Here is a 22,434-nt window from a genome sequence, read left to right on the forward strand (position 1 = left end):
GACCTCCTGACCGAACAATCGTGAGGCTACCCCAGCAACCACCTGATTGCGGTCGGACTCCCGGCCCTCTGACGCCATCGTGGCTGAGGTGCCCACGCAGATGAGATTCTGCGACTGCGTCCGCTGACGCAGACGCCGCACCAGCAAGGCCACGTCCGCACCCTGACGGCCTCGGTAGGTATGCAATTCGTCGAGCACCAGAAATTCCAGCCCGCGGCAGTTATCAATGACGGCCCGATCGACTTCCTCGAATCGAGTCAGAATCAACTCGAGCATCATGAAGTTGGTGAGCAGGATGTCCGGAGGGTTCGCCGCGATGCGCTTTCGGGCTTCTTCGGATTCATCACCGGTGTAACGGGCGACGCTGATTGAGGCCCCGCCCTCCACGTCACCCAAGAACTTCTTCAGCTCCTCCCGCTGGCTGTTCGCCAAGGCGTTCATCGGATAGATGACGATTGCCCGAGTCTTTCGATTAGGGTCCTTGTCTTTCGCCCGCAGCACCCGATCGATGATTGGAATGAAGAACGCGAGCGATTTTCCCGACCCCGTTCCTGTTGTGACGACGTAGGAACTGCCGCCAGCCGCCAGCGAAATCGCTTCGATCTGGTGCTTGTAAAGGCGCAGCGGCTCGCCGGCCGTATCTAAATCCTTACCAACTCGAAATATTTCCCCGCACTTGGGGTGTAACGTCCCATCCGCCGCTAACTCCTGAACCGTCTTTGCAGGCTGGTAGTGCGGGTTGATCTGAAGCAGTGGAGCAGGCCAATAGCGGCCGTTCTGGTACTCCGACTCAACAATGGACTGAATGTCACCAGATCTGATCAGCGAGAAGCTGCGCGAGAACGATTCGTACTCGCCTACCAGCCGGTTTCGGAAATTGAACACGTCCATCATGAAATCCCCCGAGATGCAGCCTTATAGTTCTTTTTGCGCGAGCCCGTTCGCCACCGTGACGGGCATACCAGTTTGGCAAATTCATAGCGGCCATGGCCAGCCGCAAGCAGCAAGAATTTCCCGAAGCCTTGGCCCACTCGGCGTATCACATCGATGCCGAAATCATCGGGCGCTGCTTGGATTCAAGAATCAAGTGCAACATGATTGAGATAACCCGCCGTCGCTTGGTCGAAAAGCTCCTGCGGGCTCTGAAAGTCATAATGTTTTCTTGGCCGGGTGCTTAGCAGCCACGGGGCGTGCGGATCCGCGAAATAGATGGCCATCTTCAAGTGCTTGCTCTGGAGTTACCAGGATTCTGTGGAAACGCTATATCTAGGGCTTCACAGCGGCCTCAGATTGCTCGGGGCTGACCCCTGAAAAATGCTGGTTTCGCCGCATTGGATTGTAGAAGCCATCGATTTAACCGTAGGCTGTATTTGTAGGCGTGTTCTTTTCGCTCTCAGGCGAGCATACGCACCTTGTGATCAACGACTTGTTGGCACTTCCCCGTCTAGAGATATTGGACTGCACGACGTCTGTGGGAACGGGATCAGGTCATGCAACGCGACACCCTCACTCTGATTCACTGCGTCGAACAGCACGACTGACCATTGCGGAATTAGAGGGCAGACCATGGTTTCTAGAATAACGCTCCGTTCCGGTCCACGCCCGGCTTACGCGGACGGCCCGATGTCCCGGGCGTGACGCGCCGAGCCAGCATCAACGCAACGTCCTCCGCGACACGTTTCACGCGGCGCAGGAAGCGATGAAACATCCCATTTGCGCGGGAAACGGATCCAGCGCGCTCTGCTGCAGGCCAAAAAAAAGGACCAACAACGCCAAGTTGTTGATCCTTTTCGTTTTATATGGCGGGCCCGGAGCGATTCGAACGCCCGACCCCCTGGTTCGTAGCCAGGTACTCTATCCAACTGAGCTACGGGCCCGCGGTTTCGCGGCGCACAAGCGGCGTCCAGCGAGGCGCGCATTGTAAAGATTCTGGCGAAACGCGCAAGCTCACGGGCCTCCGGATGAACGGTGCGGATGAGGGGGATAGCCACCCCAGCCTGGCGCGGGCGATTGCCAAAACGTTCACTCCCGCGCTGGTAGCGTCGTGGCAAGTCGGACCGCGGTTTCAGTCAGGAGGCCACGATGGTTCATCAAACGCCCACCTCGTCCACGATCGAACGTCGCAAGCACATTGGCGCACCCGAGTTCGTCGAGATCACGCAGGTCGTGATTCTTCAGGCAGCGGACACGCTGGGCACGCTGACCGGAACCGGCGCGACGCCGCGGGATCTGGTGGATCAGGTGCGCGCCAGCCTGGTGGTCCGCGAAAGCGATTTCGCCCGTGCGATCGGCATGCTGGTCGCCAGCGACTGGTTGGACATCCTGATTGACGACGGCCGATGGACTTATGCGCTCACCGAGGCGGGCCGTGCGCACGTGAAGGCCTGGCTGGAGTCGATTGATGCCGAATCCCGGGAATGGTCGACAACCCATGCCCGCGCTCGCCTGCAGGCGATCCGCGCCCTGCTGGCCACCCGCGCTCGCGGGCCGTCCGCCGCGGAACGCCTGACACACCACTGACCCCACCGGTCCGGCGCTCTCCGCCTGATTGGGCCGAGATGCCCGCAAAACCAGGCGGTTTCTCGCTTCATCTGGCGCACTCTTCGCATGGCTGACCGGCGCATTCGTACCGCGAGCGGCCACAGCACGGGTCACCACCACGCGATCCCGGCGGCCGCTGCTACGTCCACGACAACTGACGGATAATGCGTCGCGGACATTCATTGAACGGCGCACGCGGCAAGGCGACCACTGGGAGAAACGAGTTGACTGGGGATTGGAAACGCATGGCCGGATGGTGCCTGCTGATGCTGGGCGCCGCGCTGGCGAGCGGCGTGTCGACGGCGCAGGACGGCGAAACCGTGGAGACGATTCCCGTCCCGCCTCTGGCGAGTGACGACGAAGCACCTCGTTCACCGCCAGACAGCAACCTGATGCTGGAGGAGATCGTCGTTCGCGCGCCGAAAACGCAACAGACGCTGGAGGAAGTCGCCATCTCCTCCTCCGTCGTGGACCGCGACACGCTGGCCGAATCCGGTGGTTTCGACCCCGCGGCCATCGAGGACTTCGCGCCCAACGTGGAGCTGGACACCGACCCGCAGGCGCCGGTGATCGGGATTCGCGGCTTCTCGACGGAAACGGACAACGTCGGCTTCGAACCGTCGGTGGGCCTGTCCCTTGACGAGCTCGCGATCAACCGCCCGGAATTCATCGCGGACGGGTTGTTCGACATTGACCGCGTCGAGGTCTTTCGAGGACCGCAGGGCAGCCTGTTCGGCAAGAACACCATCGCCGGCGTCATCAACATCTACTCGGCGGAGCCCGACGACGATGTCGGCACCACCATCGCGCTGACCGGCGGCTCGCACGACGAGCGCCGCATCGAGGCCGGCGCCGATCTCCATCTGTTCGACGGCACGCTGGGGCTGCGTCTGGCCGGTGTCGACTGGCAGAACGATGGCTTCATCTACAACCGCTTTCTGGACGAGGGCGAAGGCACGGTCGATCAGCAGGCGCTGCGTCTGAAAGCCGTGATCGCGCCCTGGGGTGCCTGGACGCTGCGGCTGTCCTCCCAGGTCTCGAACACTGATTCCGTGTACCCACCCTGGCAGCTCGCGGAGGCCCCCGAGAGCGTGCTGGACTATCTGCGCGACTTCGATCCGGAGGTGGAAGACGACGCCTTCGACGCCGAGACCAGCTTCAACACCCCCGGATTCGTGGACCGGCATTCGGAGGTGCATCGCGCGGTGTTCGAATACGACGCCGGTGACTGGGGCGGTTTGTCCGATGTCGTCCATACCGTCGTGGTTGGGCACGCCGCCTTCGACTTCACGACCATCATCGACATCGACGTCAGCCCGGCGGACATCCTGATCACCGATTTCCGCAACGACTATGCGCAGAACTCCATCGAAGCCCGCACCGCCGGCCGCGCCGACAGCTTTTTCGGCTGGGGGCAGACCGTGGACTTCGTCGTCGGTCTCTACGCCCTGACCTCCGAACTGGACAGCCACCTGGACACCATCGCCGGAGAGGACTTGATCGGCTTCGCGCTATCCGAACCGGGGCTGGACACGCTGGGCATTCCATCCGGCGTGCTGGGCCCGCTGCTGGACCTCATCCCGGTGCCGGGCATCCCGCTGAACGACCAGTTCCTGCGCGGCTACTCGCAGGAAACCGAGTCCTACGCGGCATTCGGGCAGATGACCTGGCGCTGGACGGATCGCTGGTCCGGCATCGTCGGCGCCCGCTATGGACGGGAAACCAAGGAGGCGCTGTACGACGTGACGCAGGAGGGCCTCGGCCTGATCGGGCTGATTCTCGGCGCGGAAACCTTCACCAGCGAGGAACCGCTGAAACGCGACGAGGATGACTTCTCGCCCACCTTCGGACTGCGGCTGGACGTCTCCGACAGCACCACCGCATTCCTCACCTGGGCGCGGGGCTACAAGGGCGGCGGCTACAACGCCACCGCGAACGCGCCGGAGAATCTGGAATTCGAGCCCGAGATCGCCACTAGCGTCGAGTTCTCCACCAAGACCCGCCTCCGGGATTACGGCCTGAGCTTCGACTTCGCCGCCTACACCACCGACGTCGAACAGTTGCAGGTCGTGGACTTCGACGGCACGGCCTACCAGGTGCGCAACGCCGCGGAGGCCCGGTTGCGTGGCATCGAGGGCAGCTTTTCCTGGCAGACACCCTGGCGCTGGCTGCGCATGATGGGCGGCTTCGCGTTCAGCGAGGCGCTTTATCGCAGCTACCCCGACGCGCCGCCACCGGCGGACAGCGACGAGGAGACCCAGGATCTCAGCGGACGCACGCTGGCGAATGCCCCCGAGTCGACATTCACCCTCACGCCGGAAATCACCTTTCCGGAACTGCTGGGCATCGTGCCTCGGCTGGCGGTCGATATCAGCCGGCGCGGGGACCAGTATTCCGCGACCGACCTGGACCCGTACAGCTTCCAGGAGGCGTACACGCTCTACGGTGCGCGCCTGGTGTTCGCCTCCGTATCCGATCGCTGGGCGCTGGTCCTGCGCGGCCGAAACCTGACCGACGAGCGGGTCTACGATCAGGTGTTCGACTCCGCCGTGTTCGACCAGACCTACGGCGCCCAGGCCACGCCGGAGCGCGCCCTGTCAGCCACGCTGCGCGTCAACTTCTGACCCGGCCTCGGGCGGACCGGCATCCCCGGTTCGCCCGCGCCGTCTCCTATTCACTGCGCGCCCTGTCAAGACGCGGCTGACCGCCCCCGGTACCATGCCGTCGCAGCCCAAGGCAGGCAGGATCGAGGAGACCTCATGTACGACTACCAGACGCTCAGCGTGTCCACCCAGGACCGGATCGCCACGCTGACACTCAATCGCCCAGATCAGATGAATGCGTTCACCGTGGAGATGTCGCAGGAGCTGATCGATTTCTTCACCCGGGTTAATGACGACGCCGATGTCGGCGCCATCATCGTCACCGGCGCGGGCAAGGCGTTCTGCGCGGGCATGGACCTGTCCACCGGCGGCAACGTCTTCGGCCTGGACGAAGACCGGGAACCGACGCTCGAGGACATGCGCGAACGCCGCGATGATCCAGAAATCTACCGGGGCGTACGGGACACCGGCGGCCTGGTCACGCTGTCCATCTTCAATTGCACCAAGCCGGTCATCGCCGCGATGAACGGCGCCGCGGTGGGCATCGGCGCGACGATGACGCTGGCGATGGACTTCCGTTTCGCCTCGTCCAAGGCGCGCATCGGCTTCGTGTTCGGGCGGATCGGCATCGTGCCGGAAGCCTGTTCGTCGTGGTTTCTGCCGCGCATCGTCGGCATCCAGAAAGCACTGGAGTGGTGCTACACGGCGGACATTCTGGACGCACAGACGGCGCTGGAGGGCGGGCTTCTCAAGACGGTCGTCGAACCGGAACAGCTGATGGACGAGGCGCGCCGCTTCGCCCGCTCGCTGATCGACAACCGCTCCGCGGTCGCCGTGGCGCTGACCCGCCAGATGCTTTATCGCAACTCGGCGCAACCGCATCCGATGAACGCCCACGAGGTGGATTCGCTGGCGGTGTTCTACACCAGCCGGAAGGACGGCCGGGAAGGCGTTCAGGCTTTCCTCGACAAGCGGGCGGCGGAGTTCACCAGCCGGGTGCCCGACGACCTGCCGCCGTTCTACGACGAGTGGGCGCGCTAGCTGCCGCCCACTCGCCCGGCGACCTCGGCCACGCCTTCGCCGTCAGGTGTCCCGTTGCGGCGCAAGGCCCGGGGCCAGCTCCCGGATGGCATCGCCCAGCATCCTGAATTCATCGCCGCGTGGCGATGACTTGCGCCACACCAGCGCGATCTTGCGACTCGAGGGTTCCTCCAGCGGTATCAGCCGGATATCCATGCCGGCGGCGATGCCGGCATCGATCGCCAGCTTCGGCAGCAGCGTCACGCCGATGCCCGAGCCGACCATCTGGACCAGGGTGTGGAAGCTGCTGGCCTCGAACCGGCTGCGGGCTCTTGCCGCCTGCAGTTTGCAGGCCGCGAGCGCCTGGGTGCGCAGGCAATGGCCCTCTTCCAGCAGCAGCAGCGACTCGTCGACCAGATCGTCCATCGAGATCCGGTCACGTTCCGCAAGCGGGTGGCTGCCATTGCAGGCGAACAGGAATTCGTCCTCGAACAGTACATGGTGCTCGGCATCGCCGATGTCGAACGGCAAGGCCATCAGCATCGCGTCCAGATGCCCGTCACCCAGCTGGTCCAGCATCGCCCGGGTCAGGTCTTCCTCCAGGAACAGCAGCAGATCGGGATACCGCGAGCGCAGCCCCGGCAGCACGCGCGACACCAGAAACGGACCGACAGTCGGAATAACCCCGAGCCGCAGGTCACCGGTCAGCGGTGCGTGGTTACTGGACGCCAGGGCCATGATGTCTTCGGCATCCCGCAGCAACTGGCGCGCTCGGGCCGCGATCTCGTTTCCGATCGGCGTGATCAACACCTGTCGGCGCGAGCGCTCCGCCAGGGAGACACCCAGCACCCGCTCCAGATCCTGGATGCCCGCGCTGAGCGTGGACGGCGTGACGCTGCAGCGCTCGGCCGCCCTCCCGAAGTGCTGGGCCTCGGCCAGCGCCACCAGATACTCCAGCTGTTTCAGTGTCGGAAGCAGTTTCAAGAACGCCCTCTCTATTCGGTTTTTGCGAACAAATAAAAGAATATTGATCGCTTTACACGATCTTATGAGGCGTCTAGTCTCACTGTCAATTTCGGTCCCGACCGAAAGGAGCGGCTGAGCACATGTCCACCATCTGGCATGTCTCGACACCCTGAACTCGCAAACGATCTCGAACCCACAAGCACTGCGCCAAGGAGATAGATCATGGATGGGAAGGAAACGGAATCGATGGGCAAATGCCCGGTCATGCACGGGGGCGCCACGTCCACCGGCATGTCGAACATGGACTGGTGGCCGGAGGCACTGAACCTCGACATCCTCCACCAGCACGACACCAAGACCGACCCGATGGGTCAGGCCTTCGACTACCGTGAAGCGGTCAAGACGCTTGACTACGACGCGATCAAGGCGGACCTGCATACCCTGATGACCGACAGCCAGGACTGGTGGCCGGCCGACTGGGGTCACTACGGTGGCCTGATGATCCGCATGGCGTGGCACGCGGCGGGTTCCTACCGCACGGCCGACGGTCGTGGCGGCGGCGGAACCGGCAACCAGCGCTTCGCCCCGCTGAACTCCTGGCCGGACAACGTCAACCTCGACAAGGCGCGGCGCCTGCTGTGGCCGATCAAGAAGAAATACGGCAACAAGATCAGCTGGGCCGACCTGATCATCCTCGCAGGCACGGTCGCCTATGAATCCATGGGTCTGAAGACCTTCGGCTTCGCCTTTGGTCGCGACGACATCTGGCATCCGGAAAAGGACACCTACTGGGGTTCGGAAAAGGAATGGCTGGCGCCGACCGACAACCCGCACAGCCGGTATTCCGGTGAACGCGATCTCGACAACCCGCTGGCCGCGGTGATGATGGGCCTGATCTACGTGAACCCCGAAGGCGTGGACGGCAAGCCCGACCCGCTCAAGACCGCCAAGGATGTTCGCATCACCTTCGAGCGCATGGCGATGAACGACGAGGAAACCGTCGCGCTGACCGCCGGCGGTCACACGGTCGGCAAGTGCCACGGCAACGGCGACGCCGCGCTGCTGGGCCCCGACCCCGAAGCCGCCGGCCCCGAGGATCAGGGCCTGGGCTGGATCAACAAGACCAAGCGCGGCTGCGGACGGGACACCGTCACCAGTGGCATCGAGGGCGCCTGGACCACGCATCCGACCCAGTGGGACAACGGCTACTTCTACCTGCTGCTCAACTACGACTGGGAGCTGAAGAAGAGCCCGGCCGGCGCCTGGCAGTGGGAACCGATCGACATCAAGGAAGAAGACAAGCCGGTCGACGTCGAAGACCCGTCGATCCGCTACAACCCGATCATGACCGATGCCGACATGGCCATGAAAATGGACCCGGACTATCGGAAGATCGCCGATCGCTTCTACAAGGACCCCGAAGCCTTCTCCGACGCCTTCGCCCGCGCCTGGTTCAAGCTGACCCACCGCGACATGGGGCCGAAGGCACGCTACATCGGTCCGTACGTGCCGCAGGAAGACCTGATCTGGCAAGACCCGGTCCCCGCCGGCAGCACCGGCTACGACGTGGACGCCGTCAAGGCGAAGATCGCCGCCAGCGGACTGAGCGTGGCCGACATGGTCAGCACCGCCTGGGACAGCGCGCGAACCTACCGCGGCTCGGACATGCGCGGCGGCGCCGACGGTGGCCGCATCCGCCTGGAGCCTGCACGCAACTGGGAAGGCAACGAGCCTGATCGTCTGGCCCGGGTGCTACCGGTGCTGGAAGGCATCGCGGCCGAAACCGGCGCCAGCGTCGCCGACGTGATCGTGCTGGCCGGCGGCGTCGGTATCGAGCAGGCGGCCGCCGCGGCCGGATTCGATGTCAGCGTGCCGTTCGCACCGGGTCGCGGCGACGCGACCGCCGAGCAGACCGACATCGAGGCCTTCGAGGTGCTTGAACCGATCGCCGACGGCTACCGCAACTGGCTCAAGAAACCGGAGTACGTGACCTGCGCCGAAGATCTGCTGCTCGACCGCAGCCAGTTGCTGGGGCTGACGGCACCGGAGATGACGGTACTGGTCGGCGGCATGCGCGTGCTGGGCACCAACTACGGCGGCTCCGCTACCGGCGTGCTCACCGATCGGGTCGGAACGCTGACCAACGACTTCTTCGTCAACCTGACCGACATGGCCTACACGTGGAAGCCGGTCGACAACGGGCTGTACGAAATCGTCGACCGCAACACCGGCGCGGTGAAGTGGACGGCAAGCAAGGTCGATCTGGTCTTCGGCTCCAACTCGATCCTGCGCGCCTACGCTGAGGTCTACGCCCAGGACGACAACAAGGAGAAGTTCGTCCAGGACTTCGTCGCCGCCTGGACCAAGGTCATGAACGCGGATCGCTTCGACCTGAACGCCTGACGTTCGGTACCGGCACAACAAGCACCCACGCCCGGCGATGCCGGGCGTGGGTCGCTTGCGGGGTTTCGCATCCCGCCATGGGCGTCGCGGCCTCAAGGTGGAGCTGGACGCGGCAGGCACGGCCGGATCGCTCAGCCGGGCTGGAACGCCCGGCGCGGCATGGTTCTGCCTTTGCCAAGCATCGGGGGTTCTGACACCCTTGCGCCGCCTGATTGACCCCCTGAACTCCGCCGCGAATTCGAACCATGACGACCCGCCCCGCCCCCGAAACCTGGCTTGCCGACCTGAAGGCCATTGTCGGCGATGCCGGCTGGATCGACGATGCCGAGGCGATGGAACCCTACCTCGAAGAGCAGCGCGGACTTTATCGCGGTCAGGCGCCGGCCATCGTCTGCCCGGCGACGACCGACGAGGTCTCTCGCGTCCTCGCCTACTGCAACAAGGCGGGTATCGGCGTGGTGCCGCAAGGCGGCAATACCGGGCTTTGCGGCGGCGCGGTGGCTGAGGCCGGTCACATCGTCCTGAACCTGCGCCGCATGAAGCGCGTTCGCTCCATGGACACGGTCAACAACGTGATGATCGTAGAGGCCGGCTGCGTGCTGGCCAACCTGCAATCGGCCGCCACCGAGGCGGGCCGGCTGTTTCCGCTGAGTCTCGCGGCGGAAGGCAGCTGCCAGATCGGCGGCAACCTGGCGACCAATGCGGGCGGGACCAACGCCGTGCGCTACGGGGTGGCGCGTGACCTCGCCCTCGGGCTGGAGGTCGTGATGGCCGATGGGCGCGTCTGGGACGGCCTGTCGATGCTGAAGAAGGACAACACCGGCTACGACCTGCGCGACCTGTTCATCGGCTCCGAGGGCTCGCTGGGCATCATCACCGCGGCGGTGCTGCGCCTGTTCCCTCAGCCCGGCGACGTGCAAACGGCGCTGCTGGCGCTGGAGAATGTCGACAGCGCATTGTCGGTATTGAATCGCCTCCAGCAGGCCAGCGACGGCCGCGTCAGCGTCTGCGAGCTGATGTCCGCCATCAGCGTTGCCTCCGCCACGCTCCACATCCCGGACTGCCGCCCGCCCTTCGACGACATGCCGCCCTGGAGCCTGCTGGTGGAAATCAGCGGCGGTCGCGAGGATGGTGAACTGCGACCGATCTTCGAGACCGTGCTGGAAGAGGCTTTCGAGGCCGGCGAGATCATCGACGCGGTCATCGCCGAATCCCGCGCCCAGGCCCAGACGCTGTGGCGACTGCGGGAGAGCATCCCCGAAGCGCAGAAGCAGGATGGCGCCAGCATCAAGCACGATGTCTCGGTTCCGCTGTCCCGCATACCCGAGTTCCTGGAACGTGCCACGGCGGCCGTGGAAGCGGCCCTGCCCGGCGCACGGGTCTGCCCCTTCGGCCATCTGGGCGACGGCAACATCCACTTCAACGTCAGCCAGCCGGTGGACGGCGACCGCGACGCCTTTCTCGCAGAGTGGGAGCGCTGCAACCGCGTCGTGCACGACATCGTCGCGGAGCTGGACGGCTCCTGCTCCGCCGAGCACGGCATCGGCCGGCTCAAGCGCCACGAGCTGCGCCGCTACAAGTCATCCGTCGCGCTGGATGCCATGCGAGCGCTCAAGGCGGCGCTGGACCCGAACGGCATTCTCAATCCGGGCGCGATGCTGCCGGACGCCTGAGATCCGTCCAGGACTTCCTGGCCGCCGGCACCAAGGTCATGAACGCGGATCGCTTTGACCCGAGTGTGTAGCCGCGGACGCTGCACCACCCACGCCCGAACGTACCTCCCAGGCGTGGACTCAACTCAACCCGCCGGCGCAGTCATTCGCCCCCTGCAAGCTCAACCGTTCGGGACTGTTCCGGCCTGAGTTCGAGCAACGACGCCTCCGACACGCAGCTCCAAGCTCTTCGTTGAAGTAAGCCTGCACGCCCCACCACCGATTGAGCGCCTGACCGCCTTGGCGCGCGGTAACTTCCCTCGCCCTCCGCCCCCTGATAACGCATTTGAATACATCAATGTTTCTGAAGGCTCACCAGAGAACGTAGATCATAAAATAATCATTAATTTCAAATATTTGACTAACAACTGACAAGTTTCAGTCTTCCATTAAATGTGAAATTTATGTGATCTAAACATTTCTGTTGACAATATCTCCAGAGAAGAACAGATTTCCATCCATTCCAGTCCCCTGTGGAGGTCTGCAAGTGAAATCCATCCTGATCGCCGTAGTCTCGTTGCTGGTGCTTGCAGCCTGCCCCTCGAGATACTCAGACGAAGGGCCAACCCAGGTAACAACCGCGAAGACCACGGGCAACACAACGGACGTGAAGACGCAGACCGACACGGAGACGCAGACCGGCACGGCCGCAGGCAATGCGGCAAAGACCGGGAGCACGGCTTCAGCCGGAGGCGCAATGGGAGCGGCCGCGGGGGCCGCGCTGGGCGCGATCGTGACAGTGATTGATGCGGCCGACAGCGACAGTCGAGAAGTCCCGTCGACGACCGGCACGACCGGAACGAACTAGGTCATTCGCATCCTGACCGACGCGAAAAACCGCAGGACATCGCGCCAGCTCGTGACGATTGATCCGACCGGTCAGAATTCGAACTCCACGCCACCCGCCAGCCGCCGGCCTTCGCCCAGGCTGACCACGTCCCCGCCACCAACGCTGTAGTTGTTGGCGTCGCGGCGAAAGTGCTCGTCGTCAAGATTGGTCCCGACGACGTAGAAACCGACACGGCCGACATGCCAGCGTACAGCCAGGTTCAGCAGCCGGTAGCTGGGGAGTTCGTGCTGGGGCTGATTGTCCGAATTCGCGGCCGCCGTGCCTGTCCATTGCACTTCCGGACGAATCATCAGTCCGCCCCACGGCGACCATTCCAGCGCCAGCACACCGGAGTATTCCGGCGCCTTGGGCAGGCGGTTTCCGGACAGGTCGACATCATCGGCGGTCACGACACCGGAACCGAAACGTCCGTGCGTCTCGCCGTACCCGCCCACGACTTGCAATGACGATAGCGGCCGCCAGCGCAGTTCCAGTTCGCCGCCGTGGATGTAGGCGGGACCGGCGTTGCCCATGTAGTTGTCCGTGCCTTCGCCGAGCTGAATCTGCATGTCGTTCCACTCGGTGTAGAACAGGTTCAGCGCGGCCTGCAGGCGCCACGGTGCATGGCGGCCCTTGAACGACAGTTCATAGTTGCCGGTCCGCTCGGAATCGAAGCTGAAGTAGCGACCCGAGACCTGGTTGTAGCCGTCGCCACCCGGGCGATACCCCTCGGCGTAACCGACACCGAGAAACCAGTCTTCGAACAGCTCGTAGCTCACGGCAACCTTGGGCAGCACTTCCGAGAACTCACGTGAGACGACGATCGTCTCCTCCGGCGGCAGCGCGCCGGCGGCGACCAGCAAGCGCACGGCGGCGGCATATATCGTCGTGTTGCCGTCGTAGCTGGTCGCGATCACGCGTTCGTTGCGCTCGCGATCCAGGCGCAATCCCGCGGTGAACGTCAGTCGCTCCGTCAGCGACCAGTCGAACTCTCCGAACGCGGCGATATCCTCGACCTCCGCCGGATTCCGCGAGGCGTAGTTCACCCGTCCCAGCGGCACCGCGCACAGGATCGTCAACGCGCACAAGCCATTGGCGTCCAGAGACCCGGTGATGTCGATGTAACCGCTTGTCGCGTCGCTATTTTCGTCGCGGTAGTAGTACGCGCCGAAGCTGGCCTGCAAGGCCTCGCCGGTGAACTCGAACCGGAGTTCCTGCGACACGGCCTTCGCATTCTCCTGCTGCCTTGTTCCACCCGAGTCACTCGCCCCATAGTCGGTGTCATACCGGCTGACGGTTTCGGAGCGGATGTAGGCCGATACCGCCCGCACAGCCCAGCGCTCGCTCAACCGGAACCGCTGCTCCAGCGCGGCCAGGCGCGAGTGGTTGTCATAGTCCTGCGGCGCGTTGGCCAAGGCGACGCGGCTGTATTCCTCGCTGAGCGGCACGTAGCGGCTGCCGCGGTAGTGGCTGAAATCCGCCAGGCTCAGCAGCGCGTCGTAGCGGCCATCGACCCCGCCAGGCTGCAACCGCACACGCAGGCGCGTGGTGCTGGAGTCTCGCCGTGCCCAATCGTCCTCGTCACGCGTGGCGTTGACGATGTCGCCGTCGTCGGCGCGATCATCGTGCACCAGCCGCAAGGCGAGTTTCTCCGGCCAGAGTGTGGCCTCCACCGCACCCGCGTACTGGTGCAGGTTCTCGTCGCCTCGGGTGAAGCGGCCGCGCAGTCGCGGCATGAAATCGAAGGCCGGCTCCGGTGCCACCGTGTTGATGATCACCGCGCCCGCCATCGCGTTGCGCCCCAGACCGGTCGATTGCGGGCCGCGCAGGATTTCCACGGTCTCCAGATCGAAGGCCGACAGGTCCGCATAGCTCAACGCCGAACGCGGCAACCCCACTCCGTCGACGACAACCGCCGAGGAAGTGCCGTAGGCAGCATAGGCGCCCGAGCCACTGGCGCCGTAGCTGCCAATGCCGCGCAGCGTCATGCCACCGACACCGTAATCGCTGTCATCAAGGCTGGCGTTCGGCGTCGCGGCGATGACGTCATAGACATCCTGCGCCGTTCCGCGCTCGATCTCGAGACCGTCATGCACGGACACGCTGCTGACGGTGCGGTTCGCGTCGCGGGTCAGCAGTTCGCCCGTGACCTTCATCGGCGCCAGCTCCAGGGGCTCCTCGGTCTCTCTTGTCTCGTCCTCCGGTTCCAGCGGCCGGACCGGAATGGTCTCGACGATCTCGCCGCGCCGGTCCTCTTCCGCCTCGGCCGCCCGGGACGGCAGCGCGACCACGACACCGGATACCAGCAACCACACCCCGACCGTCGCCTGACGACAGCCGCAGGGGACACTACTCAAACTGCACCTCGACGCCACCAAAGATCGTGCGTGGCTCGCCGGCACGGAAGCGATCGAAGGCGCGTTGCGTCAGATAGAAGCGGTCCAGCAGGTTGCGCCCGGCGACGTAGAGTTCCAGCGACCCGAAACGCCAGCCGATCCGGCCGTTGAGCAATGCGTACGGATCGCTCCGTTGCTCCGGATTGTTGTCGGCCTGCCGGTATTGCTCGTCGACATAGGTCAGGTCCAGCTGCGCATAAGGCCCCAGGGCCGGACCGCCGTAGCGCAGGCCGATGGCGCCGGTGCGCCGCGGCGCGCTGGGAAACTCGTTGCCGGTGTAGTCCCCCGCCGTGCTCCGGAAATCCAGGAACTCGGTACGCGAATAGCCAAGCGAGACGAAGCCGTCGAGATTCCACAGAATGCGGGCATCAGCCTCGACTTCGGCGCCATAGAGACGCGACTCGCCCGCGTTCTCGGTCTGGGTGTCGTTCACGTCATCGGACAACTGCACCGACACCTGCTGATCGGTCCAGTCGGTGTGGAACACATTGGCGCGCAGCCGCAGGCGCCGGTCGAACAGCGCCACGCGGGCGAACAGTTCGGTGGTCAGCGTGTACTCGGGTTCGAAGGTGTTGAACGTGCCCCGGATGAAGTTCACGGAGAGGCCGCCGGCGCGATACGCACGCTGCACGGTCAGGCCGACGGCAGCGGACTCGCTCCAGTTGTAGCGCAGACCGAGTTTCGGCAGCAGGGCGTCGGAATCGGCCGAACCCATGCCCTCACCATCCTCGGGCAGGCCGATCTGCGGACCAATCAGGTCACCGATCACGTCGGCGGCCAGCGGCGGCCCGTCCCGGGTGAACGCGAGATCGTTGTTCGATGCGTAGCGGTAGTCCATCGACTCCCGGTCCAGCCGCAATCCCGCGAGCAGCGTCCACCGCGGCAGGAACGTCCACTCCAGATCACCGAAGAGCGCGTAGCCCTCGCGTCGCTGCTCGACATCCACCTGGGTGTCGAGATAAAGGCTGATCAGGCCGACGTTGAAGACCCTGCCGTCGACCACATCCAGCCCGCTGTCGCCATCCAGCCGCGAGGTGTAGGCGCCGATCACGCCGCGCACCGGGCCACCAAACCAGTCCAGCCCCTGGAAGCTGAGCCGCAGCTCCTGGGTCAAGGTCTCGTCCTCGAAGCGATTGACGATGATGCCGTCGTCCTCCGCGCTGGCGTTGTAGTCGTCCTCCTGGAACAGTTCGGTCTCCGCCCGACCGGTGACGGTTTCGAAGGACCAGTGCTCGGTGATGGGCAACCCGGCACGCAGACTGGCCACATCCGTGGTGGTGTCGGCCTGCTCGGGATCGTTGGCGACGGTCTGGCGCTCTTGCGGATCGCCCACGAGTTGCGACTGGCCGAACAGGTGATCGGAGCGGGTCACGGTCACCACCGCGGACGCATCGCCGGGATCACGCGCCAGCCAGCCCAGCTTGGCGCGCAGGTTGTGGCGCTCGTAGAAGTCGGCCGGTTCGTCCCGGGTGATGTTGTAGGCGGCGCCATCCGCCTCCTCGCTGACCGCCGCGAGCCGGATTCCGAAGCGCCCACCCAGTGGGCCACCCACCGCGACCGCCTGTTGCCGATAGCCGTCATCGCCGTGCCGTAGCCGGGCGCGGACGCTGGCGTAGTCTTCCGGGTCACGCGTGTTGACGACGATCGCCCCGGCCAGCGCGCCCTGCCCCTGCTGGGTGGACTGCGGGCCACGCAGGAACTCCACCGAATCGACATCCCACAATTCCAGCGGACCGCCGCGGGCACCGGCGGCCGACAGAGGCACGCCATCCACGTAGATGCTGGCCAGCGGCGTGCTGGACGAGAAACTCTGGTCGCTGACTCCGGTATTGGAAATACCGCGGATCGAGAAACCGCCGGCGCGGCCGAGATCGGCGAAATCGAGATTGACGTTGGCGGTGCGTCCGATCGCGTCGTAGATGTCATCCATGCTGGCCGACTCCAGCTCCTCGCGCGAGACCACCTGCACGCTGCTGCTCACGTCGGTCTGCGACCGCTCAAGCTTCTCCCCGCGAACAACCACGTCGTCGAGATGCAGCGTCGGCTCGTCGGACTCCGCGGACGGCTCCGTACCCACCGGCACCGTCTCGTCGTATGGCTCGGGCTGGTCGCCGTCGGTCTGCGCGGTCGCGCTCATCGACAGGGCCAGCAGCCACATCGCGGCAATCCGCCGGAAACCGTGGCCCCAGCACCGGGCGCGTCCGTGCACCATCGTCTTCCCCCGAAACACTGACTGTAAATAGGAACGATTCTCAATCATGACAGGATCATCAATACAGTCAATCGCGCGGCGCGGGCGCGAACGCCCTCTCGGGGGGACCTTCAGGTCATCGGGAATCACGAAGCCAGCAAGGCAGCGAGACCCGAACGCGCGGCTACAGCGATCCCAGGAATGCGATCAGCGCGTCACGATCGCTCTTGTCCATGGTCCGGAAGGCCTCCTTCGCCGCCTCGGCCTCGCCGCCATGCCACAGAATCGCCTCGGGCAGCGTTCTGGCCCGGCTGTCGTGCAGATACCCCGCCAGCGGATTCACCGTTCGGGTCAGGCCGATGCCCCATAGCGGGCGGGTCTTCCACTCGCGACCGTCCGCCCCGAAGTCGGAACGACCATCCGCCAGCCCCTCGCCCATGTCGTGCAGCAGCATGTCGGAGAACGGATAGATCATCTGCCCGGCGACCTGCGGCACCTCCACCGTGCCTGACGGCCCCCAGATGCCCGGGTGGGTCCCGGTTTCGAACCGCGGCGTGTGACAGCCCGTGCAACCCGCCTGATCGAAGAGCTGCGCGCCGCGCAGCACGCCCGGATCATCGGCGTTGCGCCGCCCCGGAACCGCCAGGGTGTTGGAGTAGAAGGTCACGGCCTTGACGATGTCCTCGCCCACCTCCGCACCCTGCTGACCGTCGTCATCCGGGTGTTCGGCGATGTAGGCGTCGTAAAGCGCGGTGCCGGCGATGCTCTCGTCCGGGAACAGGTAGTTGGTGATGCCGATGTCGCCACGGTAGGCACCCGCCCCCTGCATGAGCACGCTCGGCGTGCTCGCCTTCCAGCCGAAGCGGCCAAGGCTGCGCGGTTCGGGATCGCCCTGCCGCCGCTTGACCTCGTCGCAGACCCAGTTGGCCCGGCCGGAAATGCCGTCGCCATCGGCGTCCTCCGGATCGGCCAGCGCAAGAATGTCGGCTTGCGGAATGGCCTCCAGCAGCCCGAGCCCGAACATCGGCAGCCCCATGCGCGGGCTGCTGCGCACGTCCGCCTGGAGCAGGCGGCTGACCGGCGGCTCGTTGTCACCGGGCCGCTCCCCGGGCTGATCGTAGGGATTGCGGATCTCGAAGACGGGCTTGTAAAGCGTCACCGCCTCGCCATCGGCATAGGTCACCGTGGAGGTCTCGAACCGGACATACACATCGGCCTGACCGGTGAACGCCGAATCGGCGCGCAGGCTTTGCACGCCGCGATGGAACAGCTGATCGGAGAACCCCGGCACCGGCTTCGGCGCGCAATAGCAGTTGTCCGGTGTCGGCGCGCAGGCCTCGCCGGTTTCGGTACTGATCCGCAGGAAGATCGATTCGTTGGCCCCCAGCCGGGTCCATTCCTCCGGCTCGGCCTGCAACGCCGTGATCGTGTAGTTGCCGCGGCCGTCCCGCGTGTGACACTCGATGCAGGCGTCGTTGTTGAACACCGGGCCGACGCCGTCCTGTTCGGGAAAGTCCTCGCTGGGCGCGCGGATGAACTTGACCTCGAAGTCGGCGTCGCCCTGCAAGTGCAGGTCCAGCGGGGCGCCGTCCAGATTGGCGGCGGGCGTATCGAAGCCCGAACTGGACTGGTTGCCGGTGAAGTTGGTGGTGTCACCACCCAGCGTCGTCACGAAGGCCCATGGCGGCGTGTCGTCGCCCCCATCTCCACCGCCGCCACAGCCGGCCAGTCCCAGCACGGCTACCGCGGCCAGGGCGATCGCCCGCCGCGAAATCCGATGTTTCTTCACGTCTCTCGTCCGCCCCGCTTTTCACTCCGCTCACGAGAACGGCGCCACGGCCACTGCATGGCCGGACGCCGCCCGAGCGGGTTGTCAGGCCCGTCCACCGATGGTGGACGGGCAACCCCTCACCGGTTTGCCTATCCGCCGAAGTCGGTGTCCGCGACCAGCGGCGCCACTTCGGTGTCCAGTGTCTGCAACAGCGTGTGCAGCGCGTCGACCGCGTCATCGATCAGCGCGCGTCCCTCGGCCGTCAGGATCTGTTCCCGGAACGGCTTGGCGCTGCCGGTGATCTCGGTCGTCGAGTCATCGCCGTCACCCTTGATCAGGGCGATGCGGCTCTGTGCCGCGAGGATCTCGTCGTAGACGCGGGCCGCGAGCACCGGATCATGTGCTTCGACGAACGCGAACAAGCCGTTGAGCGAACCGGAGACCACATCGGCATCCGGATCGAAGCCCAGCTTGCCGGTGTAGGCGTTGAGCACGCTCTGGACGTTGTTGTGGAAGTCGGTCAGCGAGTTCCAGCTGTACTGCGATTCCACCTGCGTGGTGTCAGCCTCGCCCAGCGACGCACCCAGCGGGTCGGCGATCTTGGCGTTGCCCACCTCATCGACGATGCCGATGATCCCACCGATCAGCTCCTCGACCACGGCGCCCTGCGAGACGAACAGCTGACCCGCACCCGGGTTCGCGACGTCGTTCATGTAGGGACCGTTGCCGTTGAAGTCGGTGGTCCAGGAATCTTCCAGCAACTCGGTCTGCGCCTGGAACGCCTGCGCCAGTGCGACCAGATAGTTCTGCGCGCCGGTCTGCCCGACCAGGTCGGCCACGGCCATGTCGTTGTTGGTCTGGCCGTCGTCATCCAGCCCGAACAGCAGCCACTCCATCGCGTGGAACCCGCGCAGATCATCGCCGGCGTTCTCGATGTCCGACTGCGTGGCGTTGGGGTTGTTCTCCAGGTAATCCTTGAGGTCCGGGGTGTTCAGCGGCCAGCTGTCGATGGCCGGGTCCACGCCCAGCGCGTCCACCGGGCCGAACAAAAAGCCTTCGCTGCTTTCCCAGGGCACGCGCGCATTCCGCCAGGCCGCCTGCGCGGCATCCAGCTCCGCCTCGGTGGCATCGCCGTCGTTCAGCGCCTGAACGGCGGTCAGCAGCGCAGCCGCCTGCGTGTTCAGGTTCTGATAGGTCTGGGTGATGACGCTGGTCGCCTCGTTGGCGATCATCGCGCTGGCATCGAAACTGACCTGGTTGTCACCGCTGCCTCCGCCGCTGTCACCGCCGCATCCGGCCGCCATCGCCGCCGCCATCAGCGCCGTCGCCGCGACGGCCGGTTTCGTCTGCTTGATCATCCGCATTGTTCCGCTCCTGTGGCCTGAGGACAGGCCTGTTGGTTCACCCCGTCGTCGCAGGCGAGGTCAGAATTCGAAGCCGAGGCCGAGGCCGTAGACTTCCTGCTCGTTGCCGGTCGAGCCGGCGTGTTCCCGATAGGAGTACTCGCCCTTGAACACCACGCCCGGAAACGGCTTGTAGTTCAGGCCGACGGTCGTCGCTTCGCGCTCGTAGCGCGCCACGCGGACGATGTTTCCTTCCGTGTCGGCGTGGGTGTCGTAGGCGTCATAGCGGGCGAAGATGTCCAGGCGGTCGTCCGATCGACGGAACAGCGACAGCAGGTCGTAACCCGCCTCGATGAAATAGGACTCCGCCTCGCTGCCCACCGGGGTTCGGGAGATGCCGAGTTCGCCGCCGTTGAAGGTGCTGTAGTTCGCACTGGTAACGGCGTCCGCGTTCTCGATGGTTCCGGTCGTGTACTGGCCCCGCACCGTCAGCGGACCGCGTTCGTAGCGACCGTGCAGCTCGATCAGGGTAACGACGGCGCTGACGTCGAGATTCTTGCGCGGCCGGTTGTTCGCGCTGTCGCCGTAGTAGAACGCGCCGCCCAGCAACACCCCGGGGCCCAGGCTGTAGTCAACGCGACCAACCACCGCGAGATCGTCGGCGTTGTCGAACTCCAGCTTGCCCTGCATGCCTCCACGGACGAACTCGGGCCCGGAGAATCCGGACGAATCCAGACCGGTCACCAGCTGCAACTGATAGCGCAGCAGGCCGATCGCGCCGTACCACTCGACGCCGGCCTCGTGCCACACCGACGGAATCAGCGCGGTCTCGGCCAGCGAGCGTTCCATCGCGAAATACTGGCTGGGCTCGTGATGGGTGTTGACCATGCCGAACGGCACGAGAATCTCGCCGATGCGGAAGTTCAGCAACGGGCCTTTCTCGATCCGCAGATGGGCCTGCTCCAGCACGATCTCGCCGCCCTTCTCGACCTCGGCCTCGAATTCGCCGGCCTCTTCCGGCTCGAACTCGATCGTGGCGCCGGTGCCGCCATGCTCGAACTCGATCTCGGCGACGAAGGCGTAGCCGTTGCCGAAATCAAAGGTCGGCGCCAGCACGATGCGCTCGATATCGGTGCGCGCACGCGATTCGGGATCGTCGTCCTGGGTGTTCTCGTAGAAATCGTAGTGCTGGTAGTTGGCGACGCCGTAGCCTTCCCAGGTCAGCCTGCGTTCGCTCGCATGCGAGCGCTCCTGTTCCTCGGCTTCGATGTGCTCGACCAGCGCGTTGATCTGTTCCTGTTGCCGCTCGATCGTCTGTTGCTGACGCTCGATCGCATCACGCAGCGTCTCCAGGCTGCCGGCATCGGACTGCGCCGGAGCGGACATCGCACCCCCCGCGGGGAGCAGGCAAACGAGCGCAAGAACCACACCCGGCCACCGCGAGGAGGGCCGGTTCAGTGAATTGGACATGTGATCAGAACCACCCGGAAATGGCGAAGAAAGCCGTCGCGCCGGGGCCAGCTCGGCGCGAGCACTAACCCTCAGGGAATTAGCGCATGACAATCTTATTGATAGGGATTCTTATTTGCAATACCGAATGCAAAAAGGCGCCCGGGTAGATCCGGGTCAGCGCTGTCGCGACCAGAGCCAGAAACCGCTCAGCGCGAGAAAGCCGAGCAATACGGCAAAAAAATCGAGCACCCAGGGCCCGAACGGACCGAAAAAACGCCCGCTGTGCACATCCAGCAGCACGCGCTCCCAACTCAGTTGCCGGGCACGGGACCGGTGAGTGATTCTGCTCGCCAGGTCCGCTGGCAGCGGCCGGGCCTCCGCCGGCCTGGGCGGCGAGGCAACCGGCTCCCAGCCCAGCAAATCGACATCGGATGCCAGCCAGCGCCCGTCGACCCGGAGAGCGATACCGCTGTCGACCCGCGCGATCTCGGAAATCCTTCCCGGCAGGGCGTCCAGGGCCAAGCGCTCGATCACGCCCCCCTGCCCGTCCAGCAACACGAGTACGGCTGGGGCGGCGGCGACGATCAGTCCGTCAAGCGAAACGCCACCGGATAGCGACGCGAGGTCCGTGACGGGCCGATCGTCGAGGAACAGCTCACCGCCGCAGACGCTGAGCCAGTGCCCGTCGACCGCGTATCCGCGCGCCGGAGGCTCGATGTCGACGCCGTAGCGATCCAGCACCCAGGACAGGCCGACCCGTGAGCGATCCAGCTCCAGCGAGGGAGCATGATTGAGCAGCAGACCGGTCACGACCAGCCCCAGCACGACCACGGCCGACACGACCCCGATCCTGCGATGCCAGCGTCGCAGACGCCGCCGCGCGGTCATGAGCCGCGGACGTGCTGATCCAGCAACAGGGCCACGCGGGCCAGCCTGCTCACGGCGCTCACCGACAGGGTCGCTCCGGAGATGTTGTCGATCGGTCGGCTCAGTTTGTCGCGGTCGGTCAGGTCGGCGCCGTCGAACTGCCGGGTGAAGAACTCGTGGCGAACCTCCCAGCCACGGGACTCCCGGTAGACAAGGATGCGCAGCGAGCGGACCTGCCCGGCATCGACAGCGATCCCGACCGTGATCGGACGTTCCTTGCCAATCTCGTCGAGGATCCAGGCCGTGCGGTCGGCCTGGCGCCAGTAGCGCAGGCGAACAC

At 65.0% G+C, this 22,434-nt stretch carries 15 protein-coding genes and 1 tRNA gene; 6 read left to right on the forward strand and 10 right to left on the reverse strand.

From position 1 onward, the window contains the following. The coding region (locus ABNS06_RS10075) for a DEAD/DEAH box helicase (RefSeq protein ID WP_348674369.1) at positions 1–894 on the reverse strand (894 nt) is incomplete at its 3' end. 906 nt (positions 895–1,800) lie between these two features. Then, a tRNA-Arg gene (locus ABNS06_RS10080) sits at positions 1,801–1,877 on the reverse strand. 205 nt (positions 1,878–2,082) lie between these two features. Here ABNS06_RS10080 and ABNS06_RS10085 point away from each other — a divergent pair. From ABNS06_RS10085 to ABNS06_RS10095, 3 genes are all read left to right on the forward strand, one after another. Next, positions 2,083–2,520: a hypothetical protein gene (locus tag ABNS06_RS10085; protein WP_348674370.1), complete on the forward strand. Its 438-nt coding sequence runs from the start codon at positions 2,083–2,085 to the stop codon at positions 2,518–2,520. 245 nt (positions 2,521–2,765) lie between these two features. Then, positions 2,766–5,165, forward strand: a complete 2,400-nt coding sequence (locus tag ABNS06_RS10090; protein ID WP_348674372.1) for a TonB-dependent receptor — start codon at positions 2,766–2,768, stop codon at positions 5,163–5,165. Between the two features lie 135 nt (positions 5,166–5,300). After that, positions 5,301–6,185 (forward strand): crotonase/enoyl-CoA hydratase family protein, encoded by an 885-nt coding sequence (locus ABNS06_RS10095; RefSeq protein WP_348674374.1) that lies wholly within the window; start codon positions 5,301–5,303, stop codon positions 6,183–6,185. Positions 6,186–6,227: 42 nt separating this feature from the next. Here the strand turns inward: ABNS06_RS10095 and ABNS06_RS10100 are convergent, their stop codons facing one another. Next, on the reverse strand, positions 6,228–7,148 hold the full coding sequence (locus ABNS06_RS10100; protein WP_348674376.1) for a hydrogen peroxide-inducible genes activator: 921 nt from the start codon (positions 7,146–7,148) through the stop codon (positions 6,228–6,230). A gap of 204 nt (positions 7,149–7,352) precedes the next feature. Here ABNS06_RS10100 and katG point away from each other — a divergent pair, with 204 nt between their 5' ends. The 3 genes from katG to ABNS06_RS10115 all read left to right on the forward strand — a co-directional run bounded on the left by katG (position 7,353) and on the right by ABNS06_RS10115 (position 12,053). After that, a complete protein-coding gene (gene katG / locus ABNS06_RS10105; RefSeq protein WP_348674378.1) occupies positions 7,353–9,533 on the forward strand; it encodes a catalase/peroxidase HPI in 2,181 nt (726 codons plus the stop codon). Positions 9,534–9,778: 245 nt separating this feature from the next. Beyond that, positions 9,779–11,206, forward strand: a complete 1,428-nt coding sequence (locus tag ABNS06_RS10110; RefSeq protein ID WP_348674380.1) for an FAD-binding oxidoreductase — start codon at positions 9,779–9,781, stop codon at positions 11,204–11,206. Between the two features lie 526 nt (positions 11,207–11,732). Next, positions 11,733–12,053, forward strand: coding sequence for a hypothetical protein (locus ABNS06_RS10115; protein WP_348674382.1), 321 nt, complete (start codon positions 11,733–11,735; stop codon positions 12,051–12,053). A 71-nt stretch (positions 12,054–12,124) separates the two neighbouring features. Here ABNS06_RS10115 and ABNS06_RS10120 read toward each other — a convergent pair whose 3' ends face one another. From ABNS06_RS10120 to ABNS06_RS10150, 7 genes are all read right to left on the reverse strand, one after another. After that, positions 12,125–14,389 (reverse strand): TonB-dependent receptor, encoded by a 2,265-nt coding sequence (locus tag ABNS06_RS10120; protein ID WP_348674384.1) that lies wholly within the window; start codon positions 14,387–14,389, stop codon positions 12,125–12,127. Positions 14,390–14,423: 34 nt separating this feature from the next. Further along, positions 14,424–16,628 (reverse strand): TonB-dependent receptor, encoded by a 2,205-nt coding sequence (locus ABNS06_RS10125; protein WP_348674386.1) that lies wholly within the window; start codon positions 16,626–16,628, stop codon positions 14,424–14,426. Between the two features lie 217 nt (positions 16,629–16,845). Beyond that, a complete protein-coding gene (locus ABNS06_RS10130; protein WP_348674388.1) occupies positions 16,846–18,450 on the reverse strand; it encodes a di-heme oxidoredictase family protein in 1,605 nt (534 codons plus the stop codon). Positions 18,451–18,581: 131 nt separating this feature from the next. Continuing rightward, complete coding sequence (locus ABNS06_RS10135) at positions 18,582–19,796, reverse strand: imelysin family protein (protein WP_348674389.1); 1,215 nt, start codon at positions 19,794–19,796, stop codon at positions 18,582–18,584. 60 nt (positions 19,797–19,856) lie between these two features. Next, positions 19,857–21,161: a hypothetical protein gene (locus ABNS06_RS10140; protein WP_348674391.1), complete on the reverse strand. Its 1,305-nt coding sequence runs from the start codon at positions 21,159–21,161 to the stop codon at positions 19,857–19,859. Between the two features lie 240 nt (positions 21,162–21,401). Next, complete coding sequence (locus ABNS06_RS10145; RefSeq protein ID WP_348674392.1) at positions 21,402–22,067, reverse strand: hypothetical protein; 666 nt, start codon at positions 22,065–22,067, stop codon at positions 21,402–21,404. 44 nt (positions 22,068–22,111) lie between these two features. Further along, positions 22,112–22,434, reverse strand: a 323-nt coding sequence (locus ABNS06_RS10150; RefSeq protein WP_348674393.1) for an FMN-binding protein, incomplete at its 5' end; no start/stop codon positions are given.

Source organism: uncultured Abyssibacter sp. (genome assembly GCF_964000955.1).
In the GTDB taxonomy this organism is placed as follows: domain Bacteria; phylum Pseudomonadota; class Gammaproteobacteria; order Nevskiales; family OUC007; genus Abyssibacter.